The sequence below is a fragment of the Lysinibacillus sp. UGB7 genome, assembly GCF_049058285.1.
GTDB classification, from domain to species: Bacteria; Bacillota; Bacilli; order Bacillales_A; family Planococcaceae; genus Lysinibacillus; species Lysinibacillus sphaericus_B.
This window is the reverse complement of the sequence record NZ_JBMGUV010000001.1, coordinates 36897-62873: the sequence shown is the minus strand read 5'-3', so window position 1 is coordinate 62873 and position 25977 is coordinate 36897. Positions and strand designations below refer to the sequence as shown.

Here is a 25977-nt window from a genome sequence, read left to right as displayed (position 1 = left end):
TGTTTAAATAACTATAAACGCCAAAATCAATTTGATAATAAAAAAATACTATCCAAAAAGTCGTTTTGGTCATTTTTAACTATCAACTTATGGGTAATTCGTAGTTTGATTGTTTACAAAGTAACAAAAAAGAGGCTTCCTAAATAGGAAACCTCTAAATGAATTTATTCAGCTACAATTTCAATTCTATTAATACGAACAAACAATTTCTCCACTTGCCCTTCGTGACCTTTAAATCGTTTTAAGTCATTAATTAATACTTCAGCTGCCTTCTTATTAATTTCAGTACGATCATTTTCAAATTTTAATACAGCAACATATGCATTTTTAATTGCCCCACGTGCTACTAACCCACTAAATACTAAGCTTGATTCCTGGATATGATTACTACGTTGCGTTAATTCCTCAATTAAATCTTTGTATTTCGGATTATCCAAGATTTCTTGTGCAACATCTTGTTTCGCTTTAGTTAATGCTTTTATTAATGTATTTGAGTTATAGACTTCAGCATCTTCTACTGCTTTCGCCCATGCCAATAATAATGGCTTCACTTTATCATCTTTAATTGATTGTGCCGATTTTACTACGCTGTCGCCAGGTTTATAATCACCATCAAGTTTTTCATAAGCCTCTACTTCAGCCAACACTTTAGCAAGACGCTTCTCTAAAGCTGTTTTACGCTCACCGTTTAACAATACGTCTACTAATGGTAATGCACTGTAGTATGCTGCACGTTTACTTTCAATTTTAGCTGATTCTGCAAATTCAACACCTTTTAATGCTTTAGCATAGTTTTCGTTGTCTAAAGAACGTTTTATAGCGTCTAAACGAGCTTGGAATGCTTCTTTTTCAGCCACTGTATCAGGGAGATTATCAATTAAGCCCTGTACTTTTTCCACTCCACTTTGAGATGGGCGTAATTCTAATCGACCTAGCTCTGAATCAACTGATGCAATCTGATTGCGTAGGATAATAGCATTTAAGCGATCCACTAACCCTTGTTTACGATCATCTGCATCCGACACCTTACCAACTAATTTAATCGCAGTGTTCAAATAAGTGACAAGACTAGAATTTTCTGCTTTAATCACAGCTTCTAATGCTTGATTGTAAAGGCGGTCCATTTGAGCTTGATCATAAATAGCTTTCTCAAGTGCAGCAATTCGATCTAATAAAGCTGTTTTTTCAGGTGAAGGGCGTAATGCATTCACCTTATCTTTTGCGTAACCAATTGAATTATTTGTTTTAAGCTCTTCTGCCTTTTCAACCGCTTGTGTAGCAGAATTTAATTCAGCATCATCTAAGCCTTTACGTAATGCATCTAAGCGATTTTGCAGACCTGTTTTTACATCACCATCTTTAAGTTGTTTCACAACATCTTCTGCACGTTCGATGTCTGTAATACGTTTAGATGATTCAGCTTGTTCTACCAATGCTGTTGCACGCTTAATTAATTGCTGTTCTTCATATTTATCACGAACAGCTTTTAATCGCTCTTTTAACTCTTCCTTTTTATCCGATGGAGCTAATTTTGTAACATTATTTTCAGCTTTTTCAATATCAGCCAATTCAATTGTTTCTTCAGCTTTTTTCACTGCTTGCTCAGCGGCTGCTAATGCATCCCCCTCAGCAATTTCAGCTAGATACTTATCTTTGATTTTAGAAGCAGGTAGTTTATCAATCGTTTCTTTCGATTTGTCGCCACCTTCGATTGTATCAACTAAATTCATTAATGCTAATGTTGCATCAATTAATGTATCTACTTGTGCTTTTTGGTCAGCATTTGTTAATGCTTCTCCACGTTGACGAATCGCTTCCAATTCTTCTCTAGTTGCAGAGAATTCGGCTGGTTTGATTACATCGTCTAAAATCCCTTTATTAATCACTTTAACTTCATTTACTAATGTTTGGAACAGAACATCGCTTTCGTTTTCCGCTTTGATTTTGTCAATGCGGTCTTGTAACGCTTGCTTTTCTTCACCTTCAGGTAAAGCTGTTACTTTTTCTTGTGCCTTATTAATGTCAGTATCTGCTTTCGTTGTTTCAGCTTGATCAACTGCTTTCGTTGCTTCATCTAACGCTTGTTCAGCATCTAAACCAGCTTTTATAGTATCTAAGCGATCTTGTAGAACATCCTTTTCAGGAGAATCTTTCAATGCTGTCACTTTCGTTTGTGCATCATTAACATCTTCAGTCGCTTTTGAATCTTCCGCTTTTTCGACTGCATTTGTTGCTTCAGCAAGTGCATTAGCATCAGTTTGATCACCTGTTAATTTATCTAAGCGATCTTGCAATTCTTGTTTCGCTTCACTTTCAGGTAAAGCTGTTACTTTTTCTTGTGCCGCATTAATATCTTCATCTGTTTTTGTCGATTCCGCCTTTTCAACTGCCTTCACTGCTTCATCTAATGCTTTTTCAGCATCAATTGTTGCTTTAAGTACATCTAAGCGATCTTGCAATGCCTGTTTTGCTGGAGAATCTTTTAATGCTGTCACTTTCATTTGAGCATCATTGATGTCTACAGTCGATTTTGAACCTTCTGCTTTTTCGACTGCTTTTGTTGCTTCAGCTAATACATTAATTTCTGCTTGCACCACATCTAAACGTTCTTGCAACGCATCCTTTTCAGGAGAAGCGTCTAATTTTTTCACCGATTCTTGAGCAACATTTACATCATCTTGACTATACGTAGTTTCAGCTTTTTTAACTGCCGCTGTCGCTTTTTCTAATTCACCTGCATTTTCCAATTCTTCTTTAAGTGCATCTAGGCGATTTTGCAATGCTTGCTTTGCTTCGCTATCAGGTAAAGCTGTTACTTTTCCTTGTGCATCATCAATATCGGCTAATGCTTTTGAGCCTTCTGCTTTTTCGACTGCTTTTGTTGCATCAGCAAGTGCGTTATCCGCATCAATTTGAGCTTTTAATTTATCTAAGCGGTCTTGTAGAGCATTCTTTTCAGGTGAATCTTTTAATGCCGTTACTTTCGCTTGAGCATTTTCAATGTCAACTGTTAATTTAGTAGATTCTGCTTTTTCTACTGTTTTTGTTGCTTCAGCAAGTGCATTAGCATCAGCTTGATCACCTGTTAATTTATCTAAGCGATCTTGTAATGCTTGTTTCGCTTCACTTTCAGGTAAAGCTGTTACTTTTCCTTGGGCATCATTAATATTTTCATCTGTTTTAGAACCTTCTGCTTTTTCAACTGCTGCTGTCGCTTCGGCAAGTGCAATATCTGCTTCAATTTGAGCTTTCAACTTATCTAATCGATCTTGTAGAGCATCCTTTTCTGCTGAATCTTTTAATGCAGTTACCTTTGTTTGTGCATCATCGATGTCTACAGTCGCTTTTGAGCCTTCCGCCTTAACAACCGCTGCTGTCGCTTTTGCTAATGCATCAGCATCAGCTTTTTCAGCTTTAAGAGCATCTAATCGATCTTGTAAAGATGTTTTAATATCGCTATCAGGTAAAGCAGTTACCTTCTCTTGAGCACTATTAATATCTTCATCTGTTTTTGTCGATTCAGCCTTCTCTAGTGCTTTTGTCGCTTCATCAATCGAAGCTAGTTTCGTTTCTTCATCTTCAATTGTTTTGAAGATAACATCTAAACGCTCCTGCAATACATCTCGCTCTGCTCCTGTTGGCAACTTATTGATTAATAATTGAGCAGCTTCTGCATCTTCACGCTTTAATGTTCCTTCAGCTTTAACTACTGCCTCTTCAGCTTTCTCAAATGCTTCTTGAGCAGCTAATAAATTTCTAATAGCCTCCAATCGTTCATTAAGCTCTTTTTTCTTTTCAGCGACTAAAGTTGGCTCGTTTGGCAATGCATCAACTAATAATTGAGCAGCATCTACATCTACTAATAGCAATGAACCTTCCGCTTTCTCTACTGCTTTTTCTGCTTCCTCTAATTGACTTTTACTAGCTAATTCTAGCTCAATCGCTTTTAATCTTTCATCTAGCACAGTCCAATTTGGATAAGATTTATCTAATGAATTAAGTTTAGTGCGTGCTTTGCTTACTGTTTCAGCTGTTTTTTCAGTTTCTGCAATTACTACCAATTCAGCACTTTCAATTAATTTTAATAGATTTGCCATTTGAGGCGTATATTTCGTAACATCTGCCGATACTGTCAACTTACCAAAAAGAACATTAGCTGCATCATAATCTGCACGTGCCATTGAGTTTTGTGCTTTTTTGATTGCACTATCTAATGCCGCTGTTACACCAAGCTTTTCATAAATGGCGTCAATACGTTCTTGTAGAGAATTTTTAGCACCGCCAGCAGGTAGAGCCGTTACCGCTTCTTGAGCAGCCGTAATATTTCCCTCTGTTGGATTAGCTTCAGCTTTAACCACTAATGCATCTGCATTCGGGAATAAATCACCATACATTTCTGCAATTTGTAAGTCAATAAATGCTTGATTCAGTCGAGCAGCATATGGAGTTACATCAATGATGTTAGCTGATTCATCAAATTGAATTGCTAGATTGTAATACAATTGACGTGCTTGCTTTGTCGCAATCTTAAACTCTAAAGTTTCTAAATTTGTTCGAAGAGAAACCTCTGTAGAATATCTCATGCTTACATCAGCTAAACGTGAAGATAACACTTCAACAGTTACGCTATAATTCAACTGATCCAATGCTGCTTGTGCTACCGCAATTGTTTCCTCAGAAGGATTGGCTTCAGCAGCTACAATTAATTGCTCAGCCACAGCTTCTAACGATTTTTGACTTTCTAACACTTCTGCTAGAGCGTCAATTCTTGTTTGCAATTCTGCTTTCCATGTAGCATTTGTAACCAATGCAACTGCTTTTTTTGCCTCTGCAAAATGCCCTTCTCGGAATGTTGCTTCAGCAACTTTTAACGCAGTATCGGCATCTAAAAATACTTTTACTTCTGCTAAACGATTGATTAAAGTTTGCTTTTGAGAATTACCATCTGAAATTTTGTTGATTTCTACTGTTGCTAGATTTAATAAAGATGCATCTTTATTTGTAACTGCCGTATCTAAATACGAAGTGACATTGGAAATATACTCTGCATCTCGATCAACTTCACTTGATGTCCATGTAGCTCCAGCTAACTGAAGATTCACCTCATGATGTTTTAATACAGGGAATCCTGCATCATCCTTCTTCCAGTTAGAAGCAGTGTCGAATACTAAGCCGTTGCGTGAATAAGTGCTAGTCGTTTTCAATTGATCTTCAGTATAAGAATTGTTCACTTTTGTAGAGTGACCGCCGCTCATATCACTAATTACATTAATATATAATGGCGTAAATGATGATGACGTTGACATTTTACCTGCAAATTTACCAACCGTTGCTACTGTCTTACCCTGAACAGAACGAACATTTGAATAAATGTTTTGAATTTTAGAGGACGCAGATGTAAGACTGCCAGCAAAACCACCTACTAAATCTACTGTTTGAGCACTACCAATTGAATCTGCAAAAATCATGACATTTGAATGATCACTGCTAGATGAAATGTTACCTGCATAACCACCCAAATAACTTAATCCATCTACAGAACCCATTGTCACAACGTCTTTATACGCACCTGTACTTGCAATTTGACCTGCAAAGATACCAACACGCTCACCTGCCGAAATGTCTGCATCCACGAAGATATTTTGCATATTTGCTTTTGTTGAAATATTACCGAAAGCACCACCGATATAATCAATTGTTGTTGGAGCAGTAATGCGAACATCTTTAATGACAAGACCATTTACGATACCTGCTCCAGTTTTAATATCTTCAGTACCAGCATACAGACCAGCTGCTAAACCGAAATAACCTTTTCCTACTGTTGCATCGACATTCTGAATCGTAATGTTTGAAAATTGACCTTCCATTTTACCTACTAATAACGAGCCATAAGTAGCTGATGTCGTTACTGTTGCACCATCAATTTTTAGATTTGAAATTTTACCTGCTGGACCAACATAACCAAAGATACCTTGATAGCTGCCCGTAGCTTGAATGCCGATATTTTTAATAGCATATCCGTTACCATCAAAAGAACCTGTAAATGCCATTTTAGTTGTTGCACCAATAATGTTGTTCCATACCTCATGATCCATATCAATATCGTTTGCTAATTTAAAGTGAGATGCTTCGTTTCCTGCAACCATTTTTAAATGAGCTGGAGTTGAAATTAAGAATGGATTATCAACTGTCCCTGCACCACCTGCAAATTGAGAAGCCTCTTGTTCATCTTCTGTAAAAGTATGCTCAGCAGTCACTGGAGCAAATGCTAATGTTGGATGACCATTTTCAGCAAATACCCATTTTGAACCAAACGCCATTGTTGACTTTGATTTATAAAAAGCTTCTGAAGCTACTAATTCATTTGTAACAATACCTGTTGTGAAACCGATTGGAGCTCCACCAAGAATCGTATGGAATTGGTATAAGTTTGTGATTGTTTTCCTTTTAGTCATATCCCCTAATGAATCATAACCAATAGAACGTGTAATCGTCCCTGTTTTACCTGTTGAAACATGGTTATTATAAAGGAAGATTCCATCCATTGTTCCCTCAGAAAACTCACCAAATCCACCACCGATATTTGTAGCTGTAGAAGAAGAACCTTTTACAGTAGAATAAACTATGATGTTTTCAAAAATTGCAGCCCTATTCGGACCCCAAATACTTGAATCGGAACGTCCAATACCACCGACATATTTAGTACCTGTTACTTCACCACGAATCACAGCATTTCGAAGAGTTGTTCCTGAACGAATTTTACCACCGAATCCACCTACTTCACTAGAACCAACAACTTTTGCGTTTACTGAAACTTCATCCACAATAACTCGATAGGTAGTGCCGACATCTCCATATCCATGCTCGATGCTACCAAACACACCGCCTGTATAATCTTTACCTGAAATTTTACCTGTTGTTTGATCAACTAAAAGCTTCGAAAGATTAAAGTTTCGAGGCATTGATTTCGTATAATCATAGTTACCAACCATACCACCCGTATAGTTGCCACCTGAAACGTTTACTTCACCTGTTACGGCAACATTAGTAAGAGTTGTATTTCGAGCATACCCTGCTAAACCACCTACATACTTTCCTGAAGAAGTTACAGAAACATTTTCAATATGAACATTACGGATATTTGCACCATTTAAGACCCCGAAAATACCAACATAATCTTCTGTTGAATTAACTTGCACATTTTTTAGCTTAAATCCATTACCATCTACTGTACCTGAAAATCCTGTTGTCATTGTTTCACCAATTGGATTTACTGGAATCCAATCAAAATCAATATCTGCTACTAATTTAAAGTGAGATTTTAAGTTTGTGGACATTAATTTAAAATCATCGACATTTGCAATTAAATATGGATCAGCAGCAGTACCTGCACCACCTGCAAATGAATACTTTTCTTTCACATCGGCAGCCATTTCCATTGTCGTATCTTGCTCAGTTGCAATTTTTAATTTTGGAGCACTTTTACCTTCATCAATTGTCCAAACGTTTTCAAAGTCATACCCGAATTGTTCATATTGTTGCTTTGTAAACACTTGATCTTTTGTAATAATGTCGCCAACCATGTTTGAGCCCGCATTACCTGGAATAATTTCGTATGCGTTACCATAAAGATCAGTTGCTGAACCTGCTAAAATGCTACCAATACGCTCAATTCTTTTCGATTTAGCAATAATACCTGCCGAAATTTCTCGGTTAAAAGCATATACGTAACGCAATTTTCCGTAATACGGATTCGATTCCCCGACTAATCCTAAGCTACCTACTACACCACCTATATAAGAAGTTCCTGAAGTAGATGCATCGTTGCTTACAACTTTGCCATACGCAATCGCTCGGTAAACTTCAGCCATAGTGCCACGACCAACAATGCCTCCAATATAAGTTGCTTTAGCAACTTCAATATCTACGTTTGAAACAGCATCATAAATTTTAGTTGTACCAGCTGAACTAGTTTCACCAGCAATACCACCACCTGCTGTTAGTTCACCTTTAATAATACCTTCCGCATATACATTTTGAATTAAATCTCCTGCTGTACTACCTACGATACCACCTAAACCCGAAGCTTTTGTTACTTCAGAAAAATCAATACTTGCTTTTACAGCATTATATGAATTTGAACGAGATGAACCAACTAATCCACCCGTAGACGAAGTGCTTGTAGAAGCAAATTTAAAGTTATTTACAGTGATGTTTTCAAATTTACTTCCAGTTGCTGAACCTGCAATAGTACCTGCATTTTTACTCGTCACAACAATGTTGAAGTCAGTTAAGGTTAGATTTTTAACAGTACCATTACTAATACGTCGGAAGAGCCCCATATCTACAGTTGTTAAATCGCCCTTTAAATTACTAATTTCAAATCCTGCACCATCCAAACTTCCTTTAAATCCATCACCTGTAGTTCCACCAATCGGTGTCCATGACACATTGCCTAAGTTAATATTGGAAGTTAATTTATAGTGAGCTGCAAGATCGTTATTGATTGCTTCAAGTTGAGTTCTTGTCGAAATTAAATATGGATCTTCTACTGTACCTTTACCTCCCTCAAACGCAAACGCTTTATTTTCAAACTGGTTGAATCCAACTTTTCCTTTTACATCTAGTCCTGATTGGTCCTCTAATACGTCAACCACTGTTGGCGTGACGATTACCGCCCCCACCATTGCCGTAGTAATTGCAATTTTGTTTTTTAAATTCTTTTTCATGTATACAACACACTCCTTATTAAATAATTTTCTTGTTGCTCATTTTTTTAAGCACTATGCAGGCTATGCAGATGCCTACATTTAAACAACTTTCGATGGTGGAATTGTTCTAAAAATGAGTGGAACCTCTTTCTAATAAACTAATTATTGGAAATAACCCCTATTTACGGGCGTAAATTAACCGATTTTAAATGTTTGCAAAGAAACAAATAAAAGAGGCTTCCTAAATAGGAAACCTCCACATAAATCATTATTCTATTTCGATTCGCTCAATTCGGATTATCAATTTTTCACTTGAACTTTATGACTACAGAGTCGTTTTAGGCTGTCGATTGCTGCCACAGCTGCCTTTTCTACGATCTTTCCCAAACTCTAAAATCACAACACTTTTAATCCTAAACATCCTAAATCTTCTTTCAACTTTTCAGCAATACCGCTATATCTCTGACTGCTCGTTTCTGTCTTAATCGCTATCTCGACTGCCTTCGGATCACCTATTAAACAACAAAACAATTGAGGTCTTGTGTATCCTGTATAAATTACGCTATTTTCAAGCATTCTACGATGATGCATGGAAATAAGAAGAAACACATATTGCCACTGGCTACCTTGTGACTTATGAATTGAAATTGCAAAAGCATGATCTAACTCGCCAAATTCTTTTACATATCTCACATAGATGTCACCATACTTCACCCACATGGCATCAACCATTTCTCCGCTCTCTAAACGAAGCCTTCCAATAGAAACAACCGCTCCTATTTCACCATTCATAACACCTAACTCTTGAAGCTCTAACATTTTGCCGTTTTCTTTCTTGTGATATGTTTTCAGATTATAGTTATTTTCTGTTTGAATTACCTTATCACCTAGATGAAAATTCAGCGTACATTCCCGATTGTTTACAAGAAACTTCTTATTTAATATAGCTCCCTCACGCTCAATTAAATGATTGCAATGTTGTTGAATAAGATAATTGATGTAATTTGTTCCCATAATCCCATTTTTCATCGGAACAAGTACCTGTATATCATACATTTTTACACCTTTTTTTATCAGCTTTCGAACACCTGCAATAAGAGTTGCATGAATTTCTTCAGGCTCATGCTTTCGAATAAAAAAGGCATCAGTTGAATTATTATCAATTTCTATCATTTGCCCTTCTGCAATTTTCATCGCATTTTTAACAATGGTACTACCCTCTCCCTGTCGCTTAACTACATTTAACTGAATACGAGGTATTTCAGGGACTTCTAATAAATCAGCTAAGACTTTACCTGGTCCTACGGAAGAAAGTTGACGCTGATCGCCAATAATCAACACTTTGCACTCTGCTGGTATAGCATTTAATAAATGAGCTGAAATTTCAACATCCATCATAGAAAATTCATCAATAACAACGACATCTGCCTCTAATGGATTTCGTTCATTATATAAAAAACCTTCCATTGGAATAAATTGCAATCCTCGATAAGTCGTACAAGCATCTCGCCCTGTAGAAATACTAGCCACTTTAGCCGCTCGTCCTGTCGGAGCAAAAATCTTAATTTCTTTTGGCACACCTTTGTCTTTAGCTAATAGCTCTATTACTTTTAAAATCTGATTAATTGTGAAAGTTTTCCCCATGCCTGGACCGCCACATAAAATTTGGACACCATATTTCGTAGAAGTAAATAATTCCAGTGCTTTAATCTGCATTTCTTCTAAATTAAAACCTGTTTCTTCCAAATGTTCATCAACATACATTTTACCTTTCGGCTCTACTTCATCCGTTTTTAACAAACGCAATATGTGGCGAACCACATCTAATTCTGAATAAAAAATAGATGTTTCATAGATATTTTCACCTTCCAGCTTTATTGCCAATTCATCCTCTAAATGCATAAGTGCTTCATCAAACCGCTCCTTAGAAATTAATCCTAATGAGAAATGTGGAATAATATTCATTTTAATATCATTGAAAGCACGCTCAAAAATTTCTTTTTCAATACTGAATCGAGCCCCTTCTTGCTCATAAATATAACCATCATCTGTTCGATTTCGATGAACTTCTTGCATTTCTTCTTGCTCTAACTTAATTTCAAGCAATTCTTGAATGCGAGTATGAAGTTCGTTGTATGGAAGATAACTATGACCATCGTAACGAGCTTGCTCTAGTAGATATAAGGAAGCAGCAGCTACACGCTCTTTCGCATCTAAAGGATTTCCCATTTGAGCAGCGATAGCATCACATTTTTTAAAGCCATAGCCTCTTAATTTTACCGATAGAATATATGGATTTTTCTTAATTTCATGTATGATCGATTCTCCATAAAGATTAAAAAGCTCTCGAATTTGCTTTTCTGTTAATCCATAGCCTAATAATGTAACGAGTACAATCTGTTCATCTTCCCTTTCCACGATTTCCTCTCGCCACTTCATCACACTTTTAATTCCAATACCTGATACTTCGTTTGCCACTCTCTCAGGGTCTTCTACAATAAGCTCCAGTATTTCATCACCGAAATGTTCGTAAAGCAGTTCAGCACGTTTTTTCAAACCATCAAGCGTAGCTAAATAGCTGATGATACCCTTTTCTGATTTAGGCTGCACTGGCAACGCTTGGAACCCCATAATATTGATTTGATCCTTGTACCGATTAATCTTTCCTTCAATTAAATAGGTTTGACCTTCTGTTAAAAAGTTTGCAAATGAACCACATAGCGTAAATTCTTCCCCGTTTTCTCGAACAGATGCATAAATGCCAAATCCATTATTTTGAAACGTTGCAATGACCTCAATAACCGTCACCGCTTCTTTCACTTTTTTACCAATGTTTTTTTCAATAACCAACAATTCCTGTTCTTCAGCCATTTAACATCGCCTCCTTTAATTTATAAAAATTTTCAATATTTCATTATACCGTTGACCATTAAGCGTTATTCTTCTTTAAATATAAAAAGGGTGAACACGTTATATGTGTTCACCCATACAATTTATTTAATTAAACAGCTACATGCATTGTTATTTTAGGATGATGCTGGTAATTTAATAATGCTGTATTTAAAATACCTCTTTTATAACAAAAATAAGTCACCTTTATTCTTTAATTGAGTTATTTTCTTTTAAGCAGAGCAATCGCCTTATCAATTTTCTTAATCGTTTTATCAAATCCATAATTAGTTACTTTGGTGTGAGGTTGTGTAGATTTTCTCTTTGTTGTACGTCTCAAGCCCATGTTTGTCCCTCCTGCATAGCATTTCGTTATTAACTATCCTGTACAGAGGCAAGGTCTTTTATACATCAAAAAAGCAGAGATCTTGTCGAATCCCTGCTTGTTGGAAAATATAATGTTTTTATCGTGTATATGTGAGTTGAACAGCTTTGTCATTGGCAGTCAATACTTCGTTAAATCCTTTTTCTACTGCGATGCGAGTTTTCGGTAATAAAGAGTTATCGGATGCTCTTTTTCTTTTAATTTGTACTCGTATTTTTCCTTTTCCTTTTTGTTCCCCTGTTGACTTATTAGCAACGACTGAAACCCTTACTCTTCTTAGCATAAGAATCATCCCCCTTTACAGTTAATGTATTACTTATACCTATTATAACATATAATAGCATTTAATAGCTTTAACTTGTTTCAGAATTTCCTCCAGTATTTGATGATAATGGTTCATCGGTAGGAATATGTGCAACCTCTTCTTCTTCCTCTACTTCAAGTGTTGCTATATCCGTCATATACCAATCAAAAATAACTAACATGCTCAGAATGTGAGAAGCATCAATACCATCGACTAATTCGGGTTTACTTTCTATGGTAACAATCATGCAGTAAAAATCTCCAAAGTATGGAATCGCAATCAACTTTCCTTCTCTTAGTATCAAGGTTTCACCTTCTGAAAAGGATTTCTGCATTGCAACTTTATCTTCAAACTCAATAGCATGTCTGATACTGATGTCACGAATTTGTTGTTTAATGCTTTGCTCTTTATCTTCTATCGTTACTGGAGATTCAAACATGAAGAAGGAAGTTGTAAAATCCATGACATTCGAATACAGCTCTAAATAACCTGTAGCCCCTTCTCGATATTCATTCATACTAGTTGGAACTGGTTTATTATCAAAGTAAACATCTGTCTGTTGAATTACTTGCGTAAACTTCTCTACTTTCTTTGCGTTTTTCAAAATAACATCTTTACTTTCATTAAGAGCTTCCCTAATTTCATCATCATGCTTTAGCTCCGTATTCCAAATCTTTAGTATATTCGGATTCTGAAAAACAGCTAAATCCACGAATACGACTAAGCCTGATAGTTGTAGAAGAATCTCCCATTTAGTAAAATCTATCTCTTCTGAAATAAAACCATATATCATGAAGAGAAAATACATAGTATAGAACGTTCTTCGGATACGACCTAAGTTATTGTAATATCCTTTACTATTCATCCAGTAGTATGCTAGTACCACAAGTAATAGTAATGCAAATCCTCCGAATAATATATTCATATAAGGAATGTTAAATTTGTACAGCAAAACTGATACAGCTATTGCAGAAATAATAACTACGCTTAAAAATACCCATTCAAAATTTATGTCCCAGCATAAAACTTTCACTTTCATTTTTCCTTTTTTCTTTTCTGCCATCTTTGCTCTCCTTACACTATTTGCGATAAAAGATTGTGTATTGACTCTTCTATTCTATCAAAAAAATTACCTTTTTTATAACTATTATTATAAAAATTGGTTTTCTTTACAGACGATTTGGAAAACTTAAAGCGGAAATCCAATAAATTTGCGAATAGGCATATACCCCAACTGCATAGAGTGTAAGAAAAAAATAGAAGGAGGTATGCTTAATGAAAAAAACTAGAAAAGCTACATTGCTAGGTGTGTTTGCAAGCTTAATGCTTTTAACTGCTGCTTGCTCCGCCCCTGCTGATGTTCTAAGTGAGAAAAAAACTGACCCATCAACTGAACAAGCCGATACAAATCTAAAAGATGGTGAGGAAGCGAAGGAGGAAAAATTAGTACAAGTAAAAGAATCTGATTTAAACAATATTAAAGCAGACATTGACACAAAAGCTGAATACATTACGATATTAGAAAAAGAACTAAAATATTATAAGGAATACACTATTAGTATGACGAATTTAATGTCTGAAGAAGAACGGCAAAAAATCATCGAAAAGGAATGGAACTATACCTTAACTGTAAACGGCATAAGTTTCCCAACGAACGGTATTTTACAAGTAAGTGCCTCAGATTTCGAAGTTGTACTATCTGAAGAAAAAGCTCCATATTCCGTTCTTTCGGAAGAAGATCAAACTGCTGGCAAATTGAAGGGTGATGTACAAAAAGCATTATCATCTAAAATGGGTGAAACGAAAATTGTAGAAGAAGAACACAAGCAACAAGTCGTGATCAACTTTACAGACGCACAACCTGGAGATGAAATTGCTCTAAAGATCAATCAGGCACTTCAGGAAAAATTAGGATTCGAAAGTACAGAGTTAATCATTCGTGTAAATTAAATCAAAAAAGGAATTGTACATTGTACAATTCCTTTTTTGTTTGATATAAATCATTTTAAAATAGCTACATATTCATTCGAGATTAGCCCATAAGCTTTCTTCATTTGACCATTAGGCTTCACATATGAGCAATCATATACCTCTAAAAGCGAATACCATTCACGTTTAATTTCACTCTTAGTTAATAATCCCTCAAAATTCATAACCATTTCTTGCATCTGAACATATCCTTTCTCTATCAAGGAATCCTCAAACTTTAGTTGTAACGCCCTAAGTCTAGTATTTTCATTAAGTTTAATCACTTTAGATTCCTCAATTATACGTCCCTTAGCATTAGCAGTAGCATTTCGATATGTCACATTCATCTTTTTGGCAATATCTATTCGCTCTAAAACTGTAGACATATTTTGTTTTAAAGAAGGAATCTTTAAAAATGTCACTGGATTTGTATAACCCATCTGTTTTGTCCATTTTTTCATAGCAACCTGCATTGACATGCTTAAATCATCAATACCGACTTTTTCGATTAATCCAATTGCATTCAGATAATTAATACTTCTTGAAATAACCGTATGGTCTGATTTATTTAAACGTGCAGCCAAATAACGGCTGGATGCAAAGAAAATTTCACTTTCATAAGCAGTGATTGTTAAATAACTAGGTGATGCACCAATAGTCAATAACTCTCGATACACTTCGTATACTGGAGATAAAGACTTACTCACAGTAGATTTTTCTAATAGCCCTTCAAAATCAGCCAAATTGTCCTCATATCTCAATCGCAATGTTTGCTCATATAATGAATCCTGAATCATCGCATTAGACCATTGTAAAAATAAACTTTTGGCTTCAAAGTGGTTTACACTGAAGCAAATTTCAATAAAATCTAGTAAATCTAATGAAATTGGTAGACCATATCCTTTACGTGTGTAATAGCGAACATGTCCATCTTGATCCATATAAAACCATGCTGTATACCCTTCAAATAACATACAATCGAAGTATACTTGTAATTGATTGTTTTCTAGGAAACAATTATGAAGTGGAAACTTTCGTAAATAGCTATGAAATTCTTCATCAGAAGAAAAATGCATCTGATGATTATATGATTGAATATAGGAAAGATTAAAGAGTGCAGCCACTCGTTCCCGATCCTTTTTTAACATTGCCTTTTTAAATTTATATGATATTGGAGCATATTGTTTGATCTGCATTTCACGCCAGGATAATCGATGTTCAATATCTTTCATTTTTGCGTGATAATATGCTGCTATGCCACTAGATGTTTCGTTCAATCTCACGCTCCTCCTTTCTAGTAGTCCTCGTACCATAACATTAACTATATGTAACTATATCATCAAGACTACATATATTCAAACGCTATTCCAAAATAAAATCGCCCACTCAACCAAGAATGGGCGAATAAAAGCGTTATTAGGTGTTCCGATAAGTAATAGTAATATCGTAACGCCATTACACGTTTGCGATATTCAAACAGAAAGTTATACACCTGAAACCTTTTTCTTAACACATCATATACAGGTTCTTTTTAACTTATTCATACTATTGATAAAAAATAATATTTTTTTAAAATAAATATTGTCCATTTTCATCATAAACACCAATTGGCACTTCTTTACTTATCGACATTTCCCCAACGACTAATTCCCCATTTTTTTCTCCATTCACTTCACGCATAATCAAACGAACTTCATATAGATCCACCTCTCTTCGAATCATTTCATATGCCTTATCCTTTTCGGGTTTAATAACAATTAAGTTGTTATCAAACTGAAAAACACCTGGCTCAAGATCATCTACTAATTTCTTAATTGAACTATCAAGACCACTCACCTCTTTTTTCACCCAATTACTTACAACTGGAGGACTTTCATCTGCTTTAGTAGATTCTTTTAGAATAACCATCGAGGTTTCTCTATTTTGCCGCTCGTTCTGAGCATCTTCTTCAATCCCTTTTAAAACTAGAACGAATACGATTATGCCTATTAATACTAGAAAAGGCATAATTCTCATAATTGTTTTCAAACTAGCATCTACTCCTTTTTCTACTAAATTCTTATATCTTATCCACTTCAAACCTCTACTATGCCACCATCGAACACAAAAAAGGTACTGCCGAAGCAATACCTTAAAAAAATTTATTCAATTTCTAAGCGTAGAGTACGTTTTTCTAACAGATCAAACATTTTTGTTTTATATTCATCTCGCCCTGAAACAGTTTTTGTTTCAGCTATTGCAATTTTTTGAATAGCTAATTGACGATTTGCTTCAGTACGATCAGATTCAAACTTCGCTAACGCATTTAATGCTGCCTTAATATGAGAGAAATTAACGAAGCTATATAAAACAGTACCTGCTGATAATACATATTGACGATCTTTTAATTCTTGAATCAAGTCAGCATATAACGGATTTGATAAAACATCTGCTGGAATTGCATCTTGCATTGAACGAGCACGTGTCACGTTCGTAGATGAATAGCTTGCCTCAGCTACCACAATCGCTTCTGCCCATGCTACTAAATAGTTACGAACTGTTGCATCCTTAACTGATTCAGCGACCATCACAATGTCATCTCCTGGTTGATACTTACCATTACGATTAACTAAGAAGTCTAATTCTGCTTCAAGCACAGCTAATCGATCTAATAAAGCCGTTTTACGAGGACTATCTTTCACTAAATCAATATTCTGTTTAGCAATATTGATCAGTGGTTGCAACGTATTCTTAGATTTACGGTTTTCAGGTAGCTCCGCTTTCTCTACTGCCGCTAACGCCTTGCTGTAGTAATAATCATCTAACTTCTCATATACTGCATCTAAACGGTCTTGCAGTGCTGTCTTTTCAGGAGAATTTTTTAACGCTGTAACCTTATTTTGAGCCGCTGTTACATAGCTAACATTTGTAAGGTATGATTTTTCAGCTAACTGCACAGCCGTTTCTGCATCCTTCACTAATAACAAGAATTTAATATGATCAATACGGTCTAATAGGTCCTGCTTACGTGGATCATCATTTGCAACAACAGCTGTTTTATTCTCAGCGTTTTTAATTGATACGTTCGAAGGATTATTCTCAGCCGCCACAACCGCCTTCAAAGCTTCTTCATACACCTTATCATTTGTAGCTTTATCAATAACAGCTTGCTTAATAGCCTCTAGGCGTTCTAATAGCTTCGTTTTCAAGGCTCCAGTCGGCAACAGATTTACTACAGCATAAGCATTTGTTAAGTCCGTTTCTGCTAAACTAGCTTCCACTTTTTCAACTGCCGAAATTGCACGTTTCTCAAGAGCTGCTAATGCCGCATCTAGGCGTGCCTGTAATTCTGCTTTACGAGGATCTGTATCTCGTAAAACATTAATTTTATCTTGTGCAGTACCAATCGTTGTTGCATTTGTATTTGCCTCAGCCGCCTTTACCGCTTTTAATGCTGCATCATAAGCACTGTCGTCAGCAATTTGTTGCTTCAATGCATCTAAGCGATTCTGCAACGCCTGTTTACGCTCACCATCAGGTAATTTATTGACTGCTGTTTGAGCTGTATTAATATCCACCGTTGACTTTGTACCTTCTGCTTTTACAACTTTTGCTTCTGCATCTGTATAAAGAGCTTCTAAGACTGCATCTAAACGCTCCTGTAATGCTGGCTTGCGAGAATCGGATTCACTCACTAAATCCACTTTAGCTTGTGCAGCATCAATATAATAAAGCGTTTTTTCTTTCTCCGCCTTTTCTACTGCTTTAAGAGCTTCATCATATGATTTATCAAGCTCAATTTGCTGTTTTAATGCATCTAAGCGATTTTGCAATGCTTGTTTACGCTCACCATTAGGCAATTTGTTAATTGCTGTTTGAGCAGTATTAATATCAAAAGTAGTTTTAGAACCTTCTGCCTTTACAACCTTCGCCTCTGCATCAGCAAACATTGATTCTAAAACTGCATCTAAACGTTCCTGCAATACTGGTTTACGATTATCTGCATTACTTACTAAATCTACCTTGCCTTGTGCAGTAGCAATAGCATCTAGTGTTTTCTTGTTTTCAGCATCAATAACCGCTTTTAAAGCTTCATCATATGCCTTGTCTGCTTCAACGCTGTCCTCAATTGCGGCTAAACGATCTAATAAAGCTTGCTTACGCTCACCATTAGGCAATTTGTTTACTGCCGTATAAGCTGTTCCGATGTCTACAAGTAACTTTGTACCTTCTGCTTTAGTCACCTTTGCTTCAGCATCTTTAAACATGTTTTCCAAAACTGCATCTAAACGTGTTTGCAAGGCATCTTTTCGATCCCCAATTGGCAATACATCAATTTTTGGTTGAGCCGCATCAATATTAGTGATTGAAGGATTTTGCTCTGCATACTTAACAGCTTTTTCTGCTTCAGCATATAATGCTGCTAATACTTTAACCTTATCTAAGCGATCCTGTAAATCTGTTCGAATATCACTTTCAGGCAATTGATTAATTGCATTTTGTGCATTTGTAACATCCGATTCAGCGATTGTTTCTTCTGCAATTTTTACTAAACGCTCAGCTTCCTCGATTAAACTCACTAATTCACCTTCTGAATCTTCTTTTTCCTTCATTAAAGCTAACGTAGAGTTGATTAATGAGATTAATTCATTTTTTAAATTCGTTGCTGTAAATGCATTAGCTTCTGTTCTATAACCTTCTAAAATTGTTCGATTTTCAGGATATTGTTCAACTGTAATTGTTCCATCAATCACTTTATTACGAACATCCATGATTTTCTCACGAAGCACAGTATAAGCATCAAGAATAGACTGCACTTTATCTAAGCGATTATTTAGAGCTAGTTTTGCATCAGCTTTTTTATCCGTCACTTCTCCAACTAATAAACGAGCGTTATCAACATCAACTTGTGTCACATCTTTTTCCGCCTTTGCAACTGCTACCATTGCCGCTTTTAATGCATCAATTAATTTTTGTACTTCATCTAAGCGATTAACTAAATCCGTTTTTTCTGCACCTGCTGGAAGTTCATTAACTAACAAACGAGCTGCATCTACGTCCACCTGCTCAATTGAAGCTTCTGCTTTTTCTACTGCCGCTAATGCGTCAGTATATCTTTCAGCTGCTAACTCCTTCGCCTTTTCTTCATCAATCTTCTTTTGTAAGGCATTTAAGCGATCTTGTAGGGCTGTTTTGCGATCAGAATCTACTAAATTAGACACCAACACTTGTGCAGCATCTTTATCAACTTGAGTTTTATCCCAATCCCCTGTTGTAAAAGTCGCCTCTGCTTTTTCTACTGCCGCCAATGCTTCTGCATACAGATTATCTTGTTCTGCTAATAAAGCCTTAATCGCATCTAATCGAGCTTGTAGAGCCGCCTTATCAGCTGCATTCGTTACTTTATCTACAAGTATTTGAGCCGCATCAATAGAAACTTGCGTTTTCACCTTTTCAGCATACGTAACTGCTTTTTCCGCCTCAATATATGCACGTACTACATTCAATCGTTCATTTAATTCATTTTGCAATGCTGAACCAGCATCTAATTTATCCACAAGCCTTTGAGCCGCATCGACATTTCCTTGAAGCTTAGTAGCCTCCGCTAATTCAACTGCTGCAATTGCTGCTTCACCATAAATTTCGTTCTTCTCAATGTCTGTGAATACCCACTCTCCATCGACATATTCGCCAGTTTTTCCATAGAATTCTAAAAATGGTGGTGTTTCATCTTGAACTATTGACCAAACTTTCTTTGAAAAGTCGATACCAAAACGTTTGAAGGTCAATTCATCTTTTAAATTAGCCATGTTCATTACATTTGTAATACCTGTTGAATGGGATGAACCAACAATCTCTTCAATTGCAACAACTGCCATACTCGTAACAGTAGAGTCAATTGTACCGAAAGCTTTACCTGTTGTAGCAGCATTAAGTCCAGTAACTGCATCATTAAAGGCGAAAATTTGAGTAGCTGTTCCATCGAAGTCTCCCATTGCACCACCGACATTGCCTTTAGCAGCTAAACCATTTACTTTACCGTAAGTAAATGCATATTTCATAACACCTGTTGAAATTTGTTGTCCAGCAAGACCACCTACATAGTTACTACCTTCAACTTTTCCGACTTGCTGAACATTTGTAATTTCAGTTGCATTATTACCCACAATACCGCCAACATTATTTGATGCAGATGCGTTTACATTAACCATAGAAAATACTTGGTCGGCATTAGCTTTGGAAGCTGTTCGCCCAAAAACACCACCAATGTAGCTCTTTGAACCTGATGCATCAATTGTACCTATAGCAGCTACTTTCGAAGCAGCAAATGAGCCTGATGTTGGAGCACCTGTTAGATAACCCGCAATCATCCCTACATAACTTCCTGCTGTTGTTTTAATTTGGTTATTACCCTCAACCATAACATTTTCGATTTTCGCATTTTTCCCATAACCTACTACTCCACCAATATAATCACCTGCCGTAGAGACTACAGAAATATTTTCAATTGTTAAATTCTTAACAGATCCACCTGAAATATAACCAAACAAACCGCCGTAACCATTGCCAGTTGTGACGTTCACGTTTTTAATTTTAAATCCATTACCATCCACATGACCATTAAATGGCACTGCTGCATTCCCGATTGGCGACCAAGCTACATGATTCATATCAATATCAGCTGTCAAAACGAAGTAACTTGTATAGTTTTGAGCAACTAATTTTAATTGATCAAACGTAGCAATTTGATATGGATCGGCTATTGTACCCGAACCGCCAGCAAATGCCCATGTTTCTGCTTCTGCTTTATTAAATCCTGCTCCTTCAATTACCGAAGGAATTCCAACCACAGCAGCTCCCGTAGCTGCAACTGCTAATGTAGCAATCACCTTTTTGTTAGTATTCTTATTTTTCTTTTGTTTTGTCATTTTTTGCATTACCTCCTTGATATTTAATTTTTCCTTATTACATTACTTAGTTGAAACTTCAATTATTCTATTTTTTATGTCGAACCATCCGAAATGTCTCAAATAAAAATAAAAAGGCGTATGAAAATGTTCCCAACATCTCCCTACGCCTGCAAAAAAAGCAGCTATCGTCACCTTACAACGATTCCATATTTAGCTGTTTTGGGGAAACAACAAATAATAGTTTCACAATAAGTTTCGTATAGCCGCTCCTTTTCGATAGACCTTCTTATCTACAGACAACACTATAATTTTGGGGAAATCACATATTATCTTCTCAAAGCTTGTCTATCATCTGTCATGACTTTATTAATATACACATTAACGATAAAAGTTATAACGTTTTTAGCTTGTTTATTAGAACAAATCTACAAAAATATGAATGATTCTATGTCACATTGAGTAAAGTAATAAAAAAATAATTAAAGGAGTGAGCAAATGAAGCGTACTATAAAAAAAACTAACCTATTCATGTCAACATTATTAGCATCCTTCTTGCTTTTTGGTTGTACAGAAGAAAACAATGGAAAATATGTAGAGTACGATACGAAAAATTCAATTGAATTGATTGAGGGAGGAAGCATAGACGACATTAAATTCAACATCCATTCAATTAGCGGTGATTCGGAATCTAACCAACAAATTAACTTAATGATTTATCAAAACTACACCAATGAGGAAATTGCAAAATTTGTTCAAGCATATGCCGATTCAGTTAAGCACCTTAATGATCGTGATGTACGTGTAGACATTTATGATGGAAGCACAGTTGTTATCACAGAAGATGTAAATAGCTCTGAATTAAAAGGTATGCCACTTCTATATGTCTATGAAGATGGAAAACTCTATAAACAAGGCGATATAATTCAGCAAGCTCAAAAAGGTGAAAACAATGCGTCTAGCAACGAGCCATCGAATATGGAAGAAAACAATCCGACTGAACAAAAAGTAAAATAACTCATTAAAAAAAGAGCTCTCGACAAAATATCATCGAGAACTCTTTTTTTAATGTGCAGACATAATCCTGAAATATAAAGTTCTTACGTTTTCACTCATAAAAGAATAAGTCCTATCCTCTTTTTTTATCACCACGCAATATTCGATTCCTTCCTCATTAAAACGTTGATGAATTTCAAATGTAGAGCAAATATTTTTACACAATAAAGCAACATCCTCCAATGTTGTAGGCAAAGACATCATCTTTTCAGCAATTTTAATTTCACAAATCAATGTTTTCTTGCTAACAATTAGGTGATGTATAATAGAACTAATTACTGTAATCCATTTCGAACCTATTAAACTAGATTCATTTTCACCGTACTCACATTCGAAATATGCAGATGGAATATCTTGTATCAAATTGATATATCTCGAACGCAATGTGAGTAAATAGTTTTTATTTGAACGTCTACCTATTGCTTCTAACCTACTGACAAAAGCCTTATACTCAGACAAGCTTTTAGCAATACAGCTCACTTTAGAAACATCGGGAATCCAATACATGAGCTTCCATAACATATCTTCTTCAATCAATTGATCTACCATATCTGTAATAATGACACCTTCACTATTTAAAATAGCCAATGTAACATAATTAGGATTTTGCTCCGTATCACATTTGATCAATAAATAGAATTGGGATCTTAATTTATAATGTTCAATACCTATTATTCATCATCCCCTTCCCAAATTTGAATCATTCGAACACCCAATACATCCGTTTCATCTACTAACCCTACATCTGCTCGACTATCTAAGCTATGCATACGATTATCGCCCATAGCGAAAATTTTTCCTTCAGGCACAACAATATCAATTGGTTCTGAAGCAATTGTTGGCTCACTATTCGTATAATTTTCTTCTAGCAGCTTACCGTTTAAAAACACGCCATCTTCATTAATTTGAATATGATCTCCTGCCACAGCTACAGCACGTTTAATCAATACTGAATTACGCTCAGTCCAATTAAAAACAATAATGTCGCCATTTTCAACTTCCTTAAATGTGTTCAATAACATTCTGTCACCATTTTGTAGCGTTGGCTCCATTGATATTCCCGATACAACAGTAGGCTCAAATGCCAATTTAAGCCCGAATGCTATACATAATGCAATAGCAAACATCATTAGATATTCACCAATCACCTTTGCAAATTTTAATACTTTATTTTCCTCTTTTTCTTTTACATCATTACTCATTTAAAACATCTCTCCTTTTATTCATTTATTTTTTCAATTGTTCCAATGCATCAATGAAACGCATTCTGAAATCGATAAAGTTTTCCGCAGTAATGTCGAATTGTAGCCGATAAAGCGTTTTGGCAGCATAAAATGTTTCAGATACATGAAATACCATCCGCTCTTTCTCTTCAATTTTTCGTGCCTTAAAGCAACGTTCTAACCACTCTAGTACGTCAGGTGATTGATAACGTTTAAATTTTTCCATATCTCGCTCTATGTCGAATTGTGGATAATCTACAATTCGTTTAACAGCAATATACGCTTCAAACTGTCCACCCTCTACTGTTTGGAAGTAAACATTGAACTCCAAATCTTTTGCTTTAAAATTAAGTAGTTCAGGTGAAATCGAATGCTCCAATCGAGCTTTAACTCCTGGCAAATTAAACTTTGATAAAAATTGTGCATCATGTAAATCATCTTGCAATTCAGGCAACGCTTTTTCATACTCTTCATATTCCTTTTGCAATTGGAACATAGTTTCATAATGATTCCTCATACGTTGCAGCACTTCAGATACTACTTTTGAAAAACTTGTTGATGAATGTGCTAAAATGGCATCCTTTGAGATCTGCACTTGCTCTCCAAAATCAGTAAGTACAAATACTTCATTCTCCGTCACGCTGATAACGATTCCTCTAATTGTTCGATAAATTGGTATTTCATGTTCTAACTCAATTTGTATTCGACTATTCTCTTTAATGTCGTTTCTAATAATATCCTCTCCCTTCTTTAGTAAATGTTTCATTCTATGCAATCGATAAAACAGCTATTCGACTTTTCTTGTTCTATCAACATTCTTGCAAATTAACTTTCAAAAAAAACATAAAAAAACGTGAGGACTTTAGCCCCCACGCTTCAAATTTATTGTTTTATTGGAATAGTTTTGTGAATGGATTGTGACCATCTTTATAAACGCCTTTACCTACAACGTCAGGATGGTTCAACTCACTGTCAAAGTATTCATTTTCGATTTCAGGAACATTAAATTCCTTTGCCGATGTTGGATCGCCATTTAAACCGATAACGTATACCGAAGGACCTGGAGCAGCTTTATAACTTTCAGCAACTTCCAGCAAGCTTTTCTTCTTTTCTACTTGAAGTTCTTTTACTTTATCGTGCTGTTGCATAGTATATGCTTCCGCAATGCGGGATGCATAATCAGAATTCGTTACTTCGAATTGTTTAGCGTAGTAAATTTTGCTGTACTCTAATTTGCCATCAACTAATTCGAAATAAGCTGGCTCGCTTAATGCTGTAAACGCTCGACCTTTTTTATTTTCCCATTTATCAGCAGCATCTAAAGTAATGCCAAACTTATCTTCTAATGCCGCTCTACGCTCATGATCATCATTTGAATCTAAGCCCACCAACCCTTTATCTACAGTAGAAGCTATCGTATCAGGCACTAATTCGCTAGGAATGATTTCTTCAGCAGGTACAATTTCTTCTTTATCTACCTTATCGATAGGAGAAGATGTTGTATCTTTAGGCGTTGCAGCCTCACCTGAAGTTTTCACTTTTACTAATTCAGTGTCATTAGATTCAACCTTTGTTGAAGTAGAATCAACCACTGGCTTTGTAGGTGCAGCAATCGGAGTTAAAGAAGCTACCTTCATTGTTTGTTTAGCAACATTGGTTACTTTATCAGTTTTAGCAGTTTTTTCAGTATTAGCAGCTTTTTCAGCTTCCTGCTTTGCTAATAAATCACGTTCATATTGATTATACGGCTCCCAATCACCTGTACGAACAGCGTACTTAATTAGTTCTTGTCGATTTGCATTTACACCATAAAAGCCCATTGCTTTCATTTCATCATGAGAAGTATATTTACTTACTGTTCTTTTATTTTCCCAAACATCTGAAAAATCTAATTGAATCTTATATTGCCTTTCTAATGCCGCTCTACGATCTGCATCCGTATTAGAAAACATATTTTCAGTAAAGTCCATAGCAACTTCTTTAGTTACTTGCTCTTTACCTGTTGGCTCTACACCCGATTTTACCTGCTCCGCCTCTTGCACCATTTCTTGTGCTGGATCATTAGGCTCATTAACATCCTTCTCAATTGCATATGCAGGTACAACACTAGAAGCTAAAATAGCCACTGCTGCCCCACTTGCAATCATTGTTCGTTTAAATTTCGAAAATACAGCATTTTTTTCACGTTTTTTCATTTTAAAAACGCCCCCTTTTAATTTTTTTTGCTTTGAACAATCTTGCCTTTGAACAACCTTGCTCAAAAATTGCATAATGCATTCTACACTGCACAACTTTCTAACATTCCTAATCCTTGATAATACTTTTCAACATTTCTAGTAATTTGTAGAATATGAACAAAAATAAAATAGAGAACTCCCTCGTCAAGAAGATGTTCTCTATTTTAATTAAATTTTATTTAGTTGCTGTCAATAAAGAAGCCAGCTCATGTGTTTTGTACAGTTTTAATGATTTTTGAGTTTCCGGATGGTGAGTAATACCAGCCTCTTTAAGTTTTTTTATATAGAAGCCCTTAGTACCAACATGTGCCATTTGT

The 25977-nt window shown here is 35.7% G+C and carries 15 protein-coding genes; 2 read left to right on the top strand and 13 right to left on the bottom strand.

Annotation, left to right across the window (positions count from 1 at the left end; translation table 11 throughout):
• Positions 1-164: 164 nt before the first annotated feature.
• The 5 genes from ACOMCU_RS00210 to ACOMCU_RS00190 form a co-directional block, all read right to left on the bottom strand.
• A complete protein-coding gene (locus ACOMCU_RS00210) occupies positions 165-8729 on the bottom strand; it encodes a hypothetical protein (protein WP_421048953.1) in 8565 nt (2854 codons plus the stop codon).
• A gap of 378 nt (positions 8730-9107) precedes the next feature.
• On the bottom strand, positions 9108-11582 hold the full coding sequence (locus ACOMCU_RS00205) for an AAA family ATPase (protein WP_421048952.1): 2475 nt from the start codon (positions 11580-11582) through the stop codon (positions 9108-9110).
• Between the two features lie 241 nt (positions 11583-11823).
• On the bottom strand, positions 11824-11946 hold the full coding sequence (locus tag ACOMCU_RS00200; protein WP_421048951.1) for a hypothetical protein: 123 nt from the start codon (positions 11944-11946) through the stop codon (positions 11824-11826).
• Positions 11947-12064: 118 nt separating this feature from the next.
• Positions 12065-12268 carry a hypothetical protein gene (locus ACOMCU_RS00195; RefSeq protein ID WP_421048950.1) on the bottom strand — a complete coding sequence of 68 codons (204 nt, stop codon included), beginning with the start codon at positions 12266-12268 and terminating at the stop codon, positions 12065-12067.
• A gap of 70 nt (positions 12269-12338) precedes the next feature.
• Entirely contained in the window at positions 12339-13352 is a 1014-nt protein-coding gene (locus ACOMCU_RS00190; RefSeq protein WP_421048949.1) for a type II toxin-antitoxin system SpoIISA family toxin, read from the bottom strand.
• Between the two features lie 212 nt (positions 13353-13564).
• Between ACOMCU_RS00190 and ACOMCU_RS00185 the strand changes: the two genes are divergently transcribed.
• A complete protein-coding gene (locus ACOMCU_RS00185; RefSeq protein WP_421048948.1) occupies positions 13565-14239 on the top strand; it encodes a hypothetical protein in 675 nt (224 codons plus the stop codon).
• A gap of 50 nt (positions 14240-14289) precedes the next feature.
• Here the strand turns inward: ACOMCU_RS00185 and ACOMCU_RS00180 are convergent, their stop codons facing one another.
• The 3 genes from ACOMCU_RS00180 to ACOMCU_RS00170 all read right to left on the bottom strand — a co-directional run bounded on the left by ACOMCU_RS00180 (position 14290) and on the right by ACOMCU_RS00170 (position 21165).
• Positions 14290-15534 (bottom strand): hypothetical protein, encoded by a 1245-nt coding sequence (locus ACOMCU_RS00180; protein WP_421048947.1) that lies wholly within the window; start codon positions 15532-15534, stop codon positions 14290-14292.
• A 292-nt stretch (positions 15535-15826) separates the two neighbouring features.
• Positions 15827-16285: a hypothetical protein gene (locus tag ACOMCU_RS00175; protein ID WP_421048945.1), complete on the bottom strand. Its 459-nt coding sequence runs from the start codon at positions 16283-16285 to the stop codon at positions 15827-15829.
• 113 nt (positions 16286-16398) lie between these two features.
• Positions 16399-21165 carry a GA-like domain-containing protein gene (locus ACOMCU_RS00170; protein WP_421048944.1) on the bottom strand — a complete coding sequence of 1589 codons (4767 nt, stop codon included), beginning with the start codon at positions 21163-21165 and terminating at the stop codon, positions 16399-16401.
• Between the two features lie 477 nt (positions 21166-21642).
• Here ACOMCU_RS00170 and ACOMCU_RS00165 point away from each other — a divergent pair, with 477 nt between their 5' ends.
• Positions 21643-22161 carry a hypothetical protein gene (locus tag ACOMCU_RS00165; protein ID WP_421048943.1) on the top strand — a complete coding sequence of 173 codons (519 nt, stop codon included), beginning with the start codon at positions 21643-21645 and terminating at the stop codon, positions 22159-22161.
• Between the two features lie 48 nt (positions 22162-22209).
• On the opposite strand, the gene ACOMCU_RS00160 is transcribed toward ACOMCU_RS00165, so the two are convergent.
• The 5 genes from ACOMCU_RS00160 to ACOMCU_RS00140 all read right to left on the bottom strand — a co-directional run bounded on the left by ACOMCU_RS00160 (position 22210) and on the right by ACOMCU_RS00140 (position 25973).
• Complete coding sequence (locus tag ACOMCU_RS00160; RefSeq protein ID WP_421048942.1) at positions 22210-22788, bottom strand: hypothetical protein; 579 nt, start codon at positions 22786-22788, stop codon at positions 22210-22212.
• A gap of 83 nt (positions 22789-22871) precedes the next feature.
• Complete coding sequence (gene lepB / locus ACOMCU_RS00155; protein ID WP_421048941.1) at positions 22872-23402, bottom strand: signal peptidase I; 531 nt, start codon at positions 23400-23402, stop codon at positions 22872-22874.
• 25 nt (positions 23403-23427) lie between these two features.
• Positions 23428-24198 carry a hypothetical protein gene (locus ACOMCU_RS00150; protein ID WP_421048940.1) on the bottom strand — a complete coding sequence of 257 codons (771 nt, stop codon included), beginning with the start codon at positions 24196-24198 and terminating at the stop codon, positions 23428-23430.
• A 115-nt stretch (positions 24199-24313) separates the two neighbouring features.
• Complete coding sequence (locus ACOMCU_RS00145; RefSeq protein WP_421048939.1) at positions 24314-25618, bottom strand: hypothetical protein; 1305 nt, start codon at positions 25616-25618, stop codon at positions 24314-24316.
• Between the two features lie 217 nt (positions 25619-25835).
• Positions 25836-25973, bottom strand: a complete 138-nt coding sequence (locus ACOMCU_RS00140) for a DUF2639 domain-containing protein (RefSeq protein WP_421048938.1) — start codon at positions 25971-25973, stop codon at positions 25836-25838.
• Between the last annotated feature and the right edge of the window lie 4 nt (positions 25974-25977).

Bases quoted from the DNA above. Each gene is read 5' to 3' on its own strand.
- ACOMCU_RS00210 (WP_421048953.1), bottom strand. From the start codon at position 8,729: ATGAAAAAGAATTTAAAAAACAAAATTGCAATTACTACGGCAATGGTG.
- ACOMCU_RS00205 (WP_421048952.1), bottom strand. From the start codon at position 11,582: ATGGCTGAAGAACAGGAATTGTTGGTTATTGAAAAAAACATTGGTAAA.
- ACOMCU_RS00200 (WP_421048951.1), bottom strand. From the start codon at position 11,946: ATGGGCTTGAGACGTACAACAAAGAGAAAATCTACACAACCTCACACC.
- ACOMCU_RS00195 (WP_421048950.1), bottom strand. From the start codon at position 12,268: ATGCTAAGAAGAGTAAGGGTTTCAGTCGTTGCTAATAAGTCAACAGGG.
- ACOMCU_RS00190 (WP_421048949.1), bottom strand. From the start codon at position 13,352: ATGGCAGAAAAGAAAAAAGGAAAAATGAAAGTGAAAGTTTTATGCTGG.
- ACOMCU_RS00185 (WP_421048948.1), top strand. From the start codon at position 13,565: ATGAAAAAAACTAGAAAAGCTACATTGCTAGGTGTGTTTGCAAGCTTA.
- ACOMCU_RS00170 (WP_421048944.1), bottom strand. From the start codon at position 21,165: ATGACAAAACAAAAGAAAAATAAGAATACTAACAAAAAGGTGATTGCT.
- ACOMCU_RS00165 (WP_421048943.1), top strand. From the start codon at position 21,643: ATGAAGCGTACTATAAAAAAAACTAACCTATTCATGTCAACATTATTA.
- lepB (WP_421048941.1), bottom strand. From the start codon at position 23,402: ATGAGTAATGATGTAAAAGAAAAAGAGGAAAATAAAGTATTAAAATTT.
- ACOMCU_RS00145 (WP_421048939.1), bottom strand. From the start codon at position 25,618: ATGAAAAAACGTGAAAAAAATGCTGTATTTTCGAAATTTAAACGAACA.
- ACOMCU_RS00140 (WP_421048938.1), bottom strand. From the start codon at position 25,973: ATGGCACATGTTGGTACTAAGGGCTTCTATATAAAAAAACTTAAAGAG.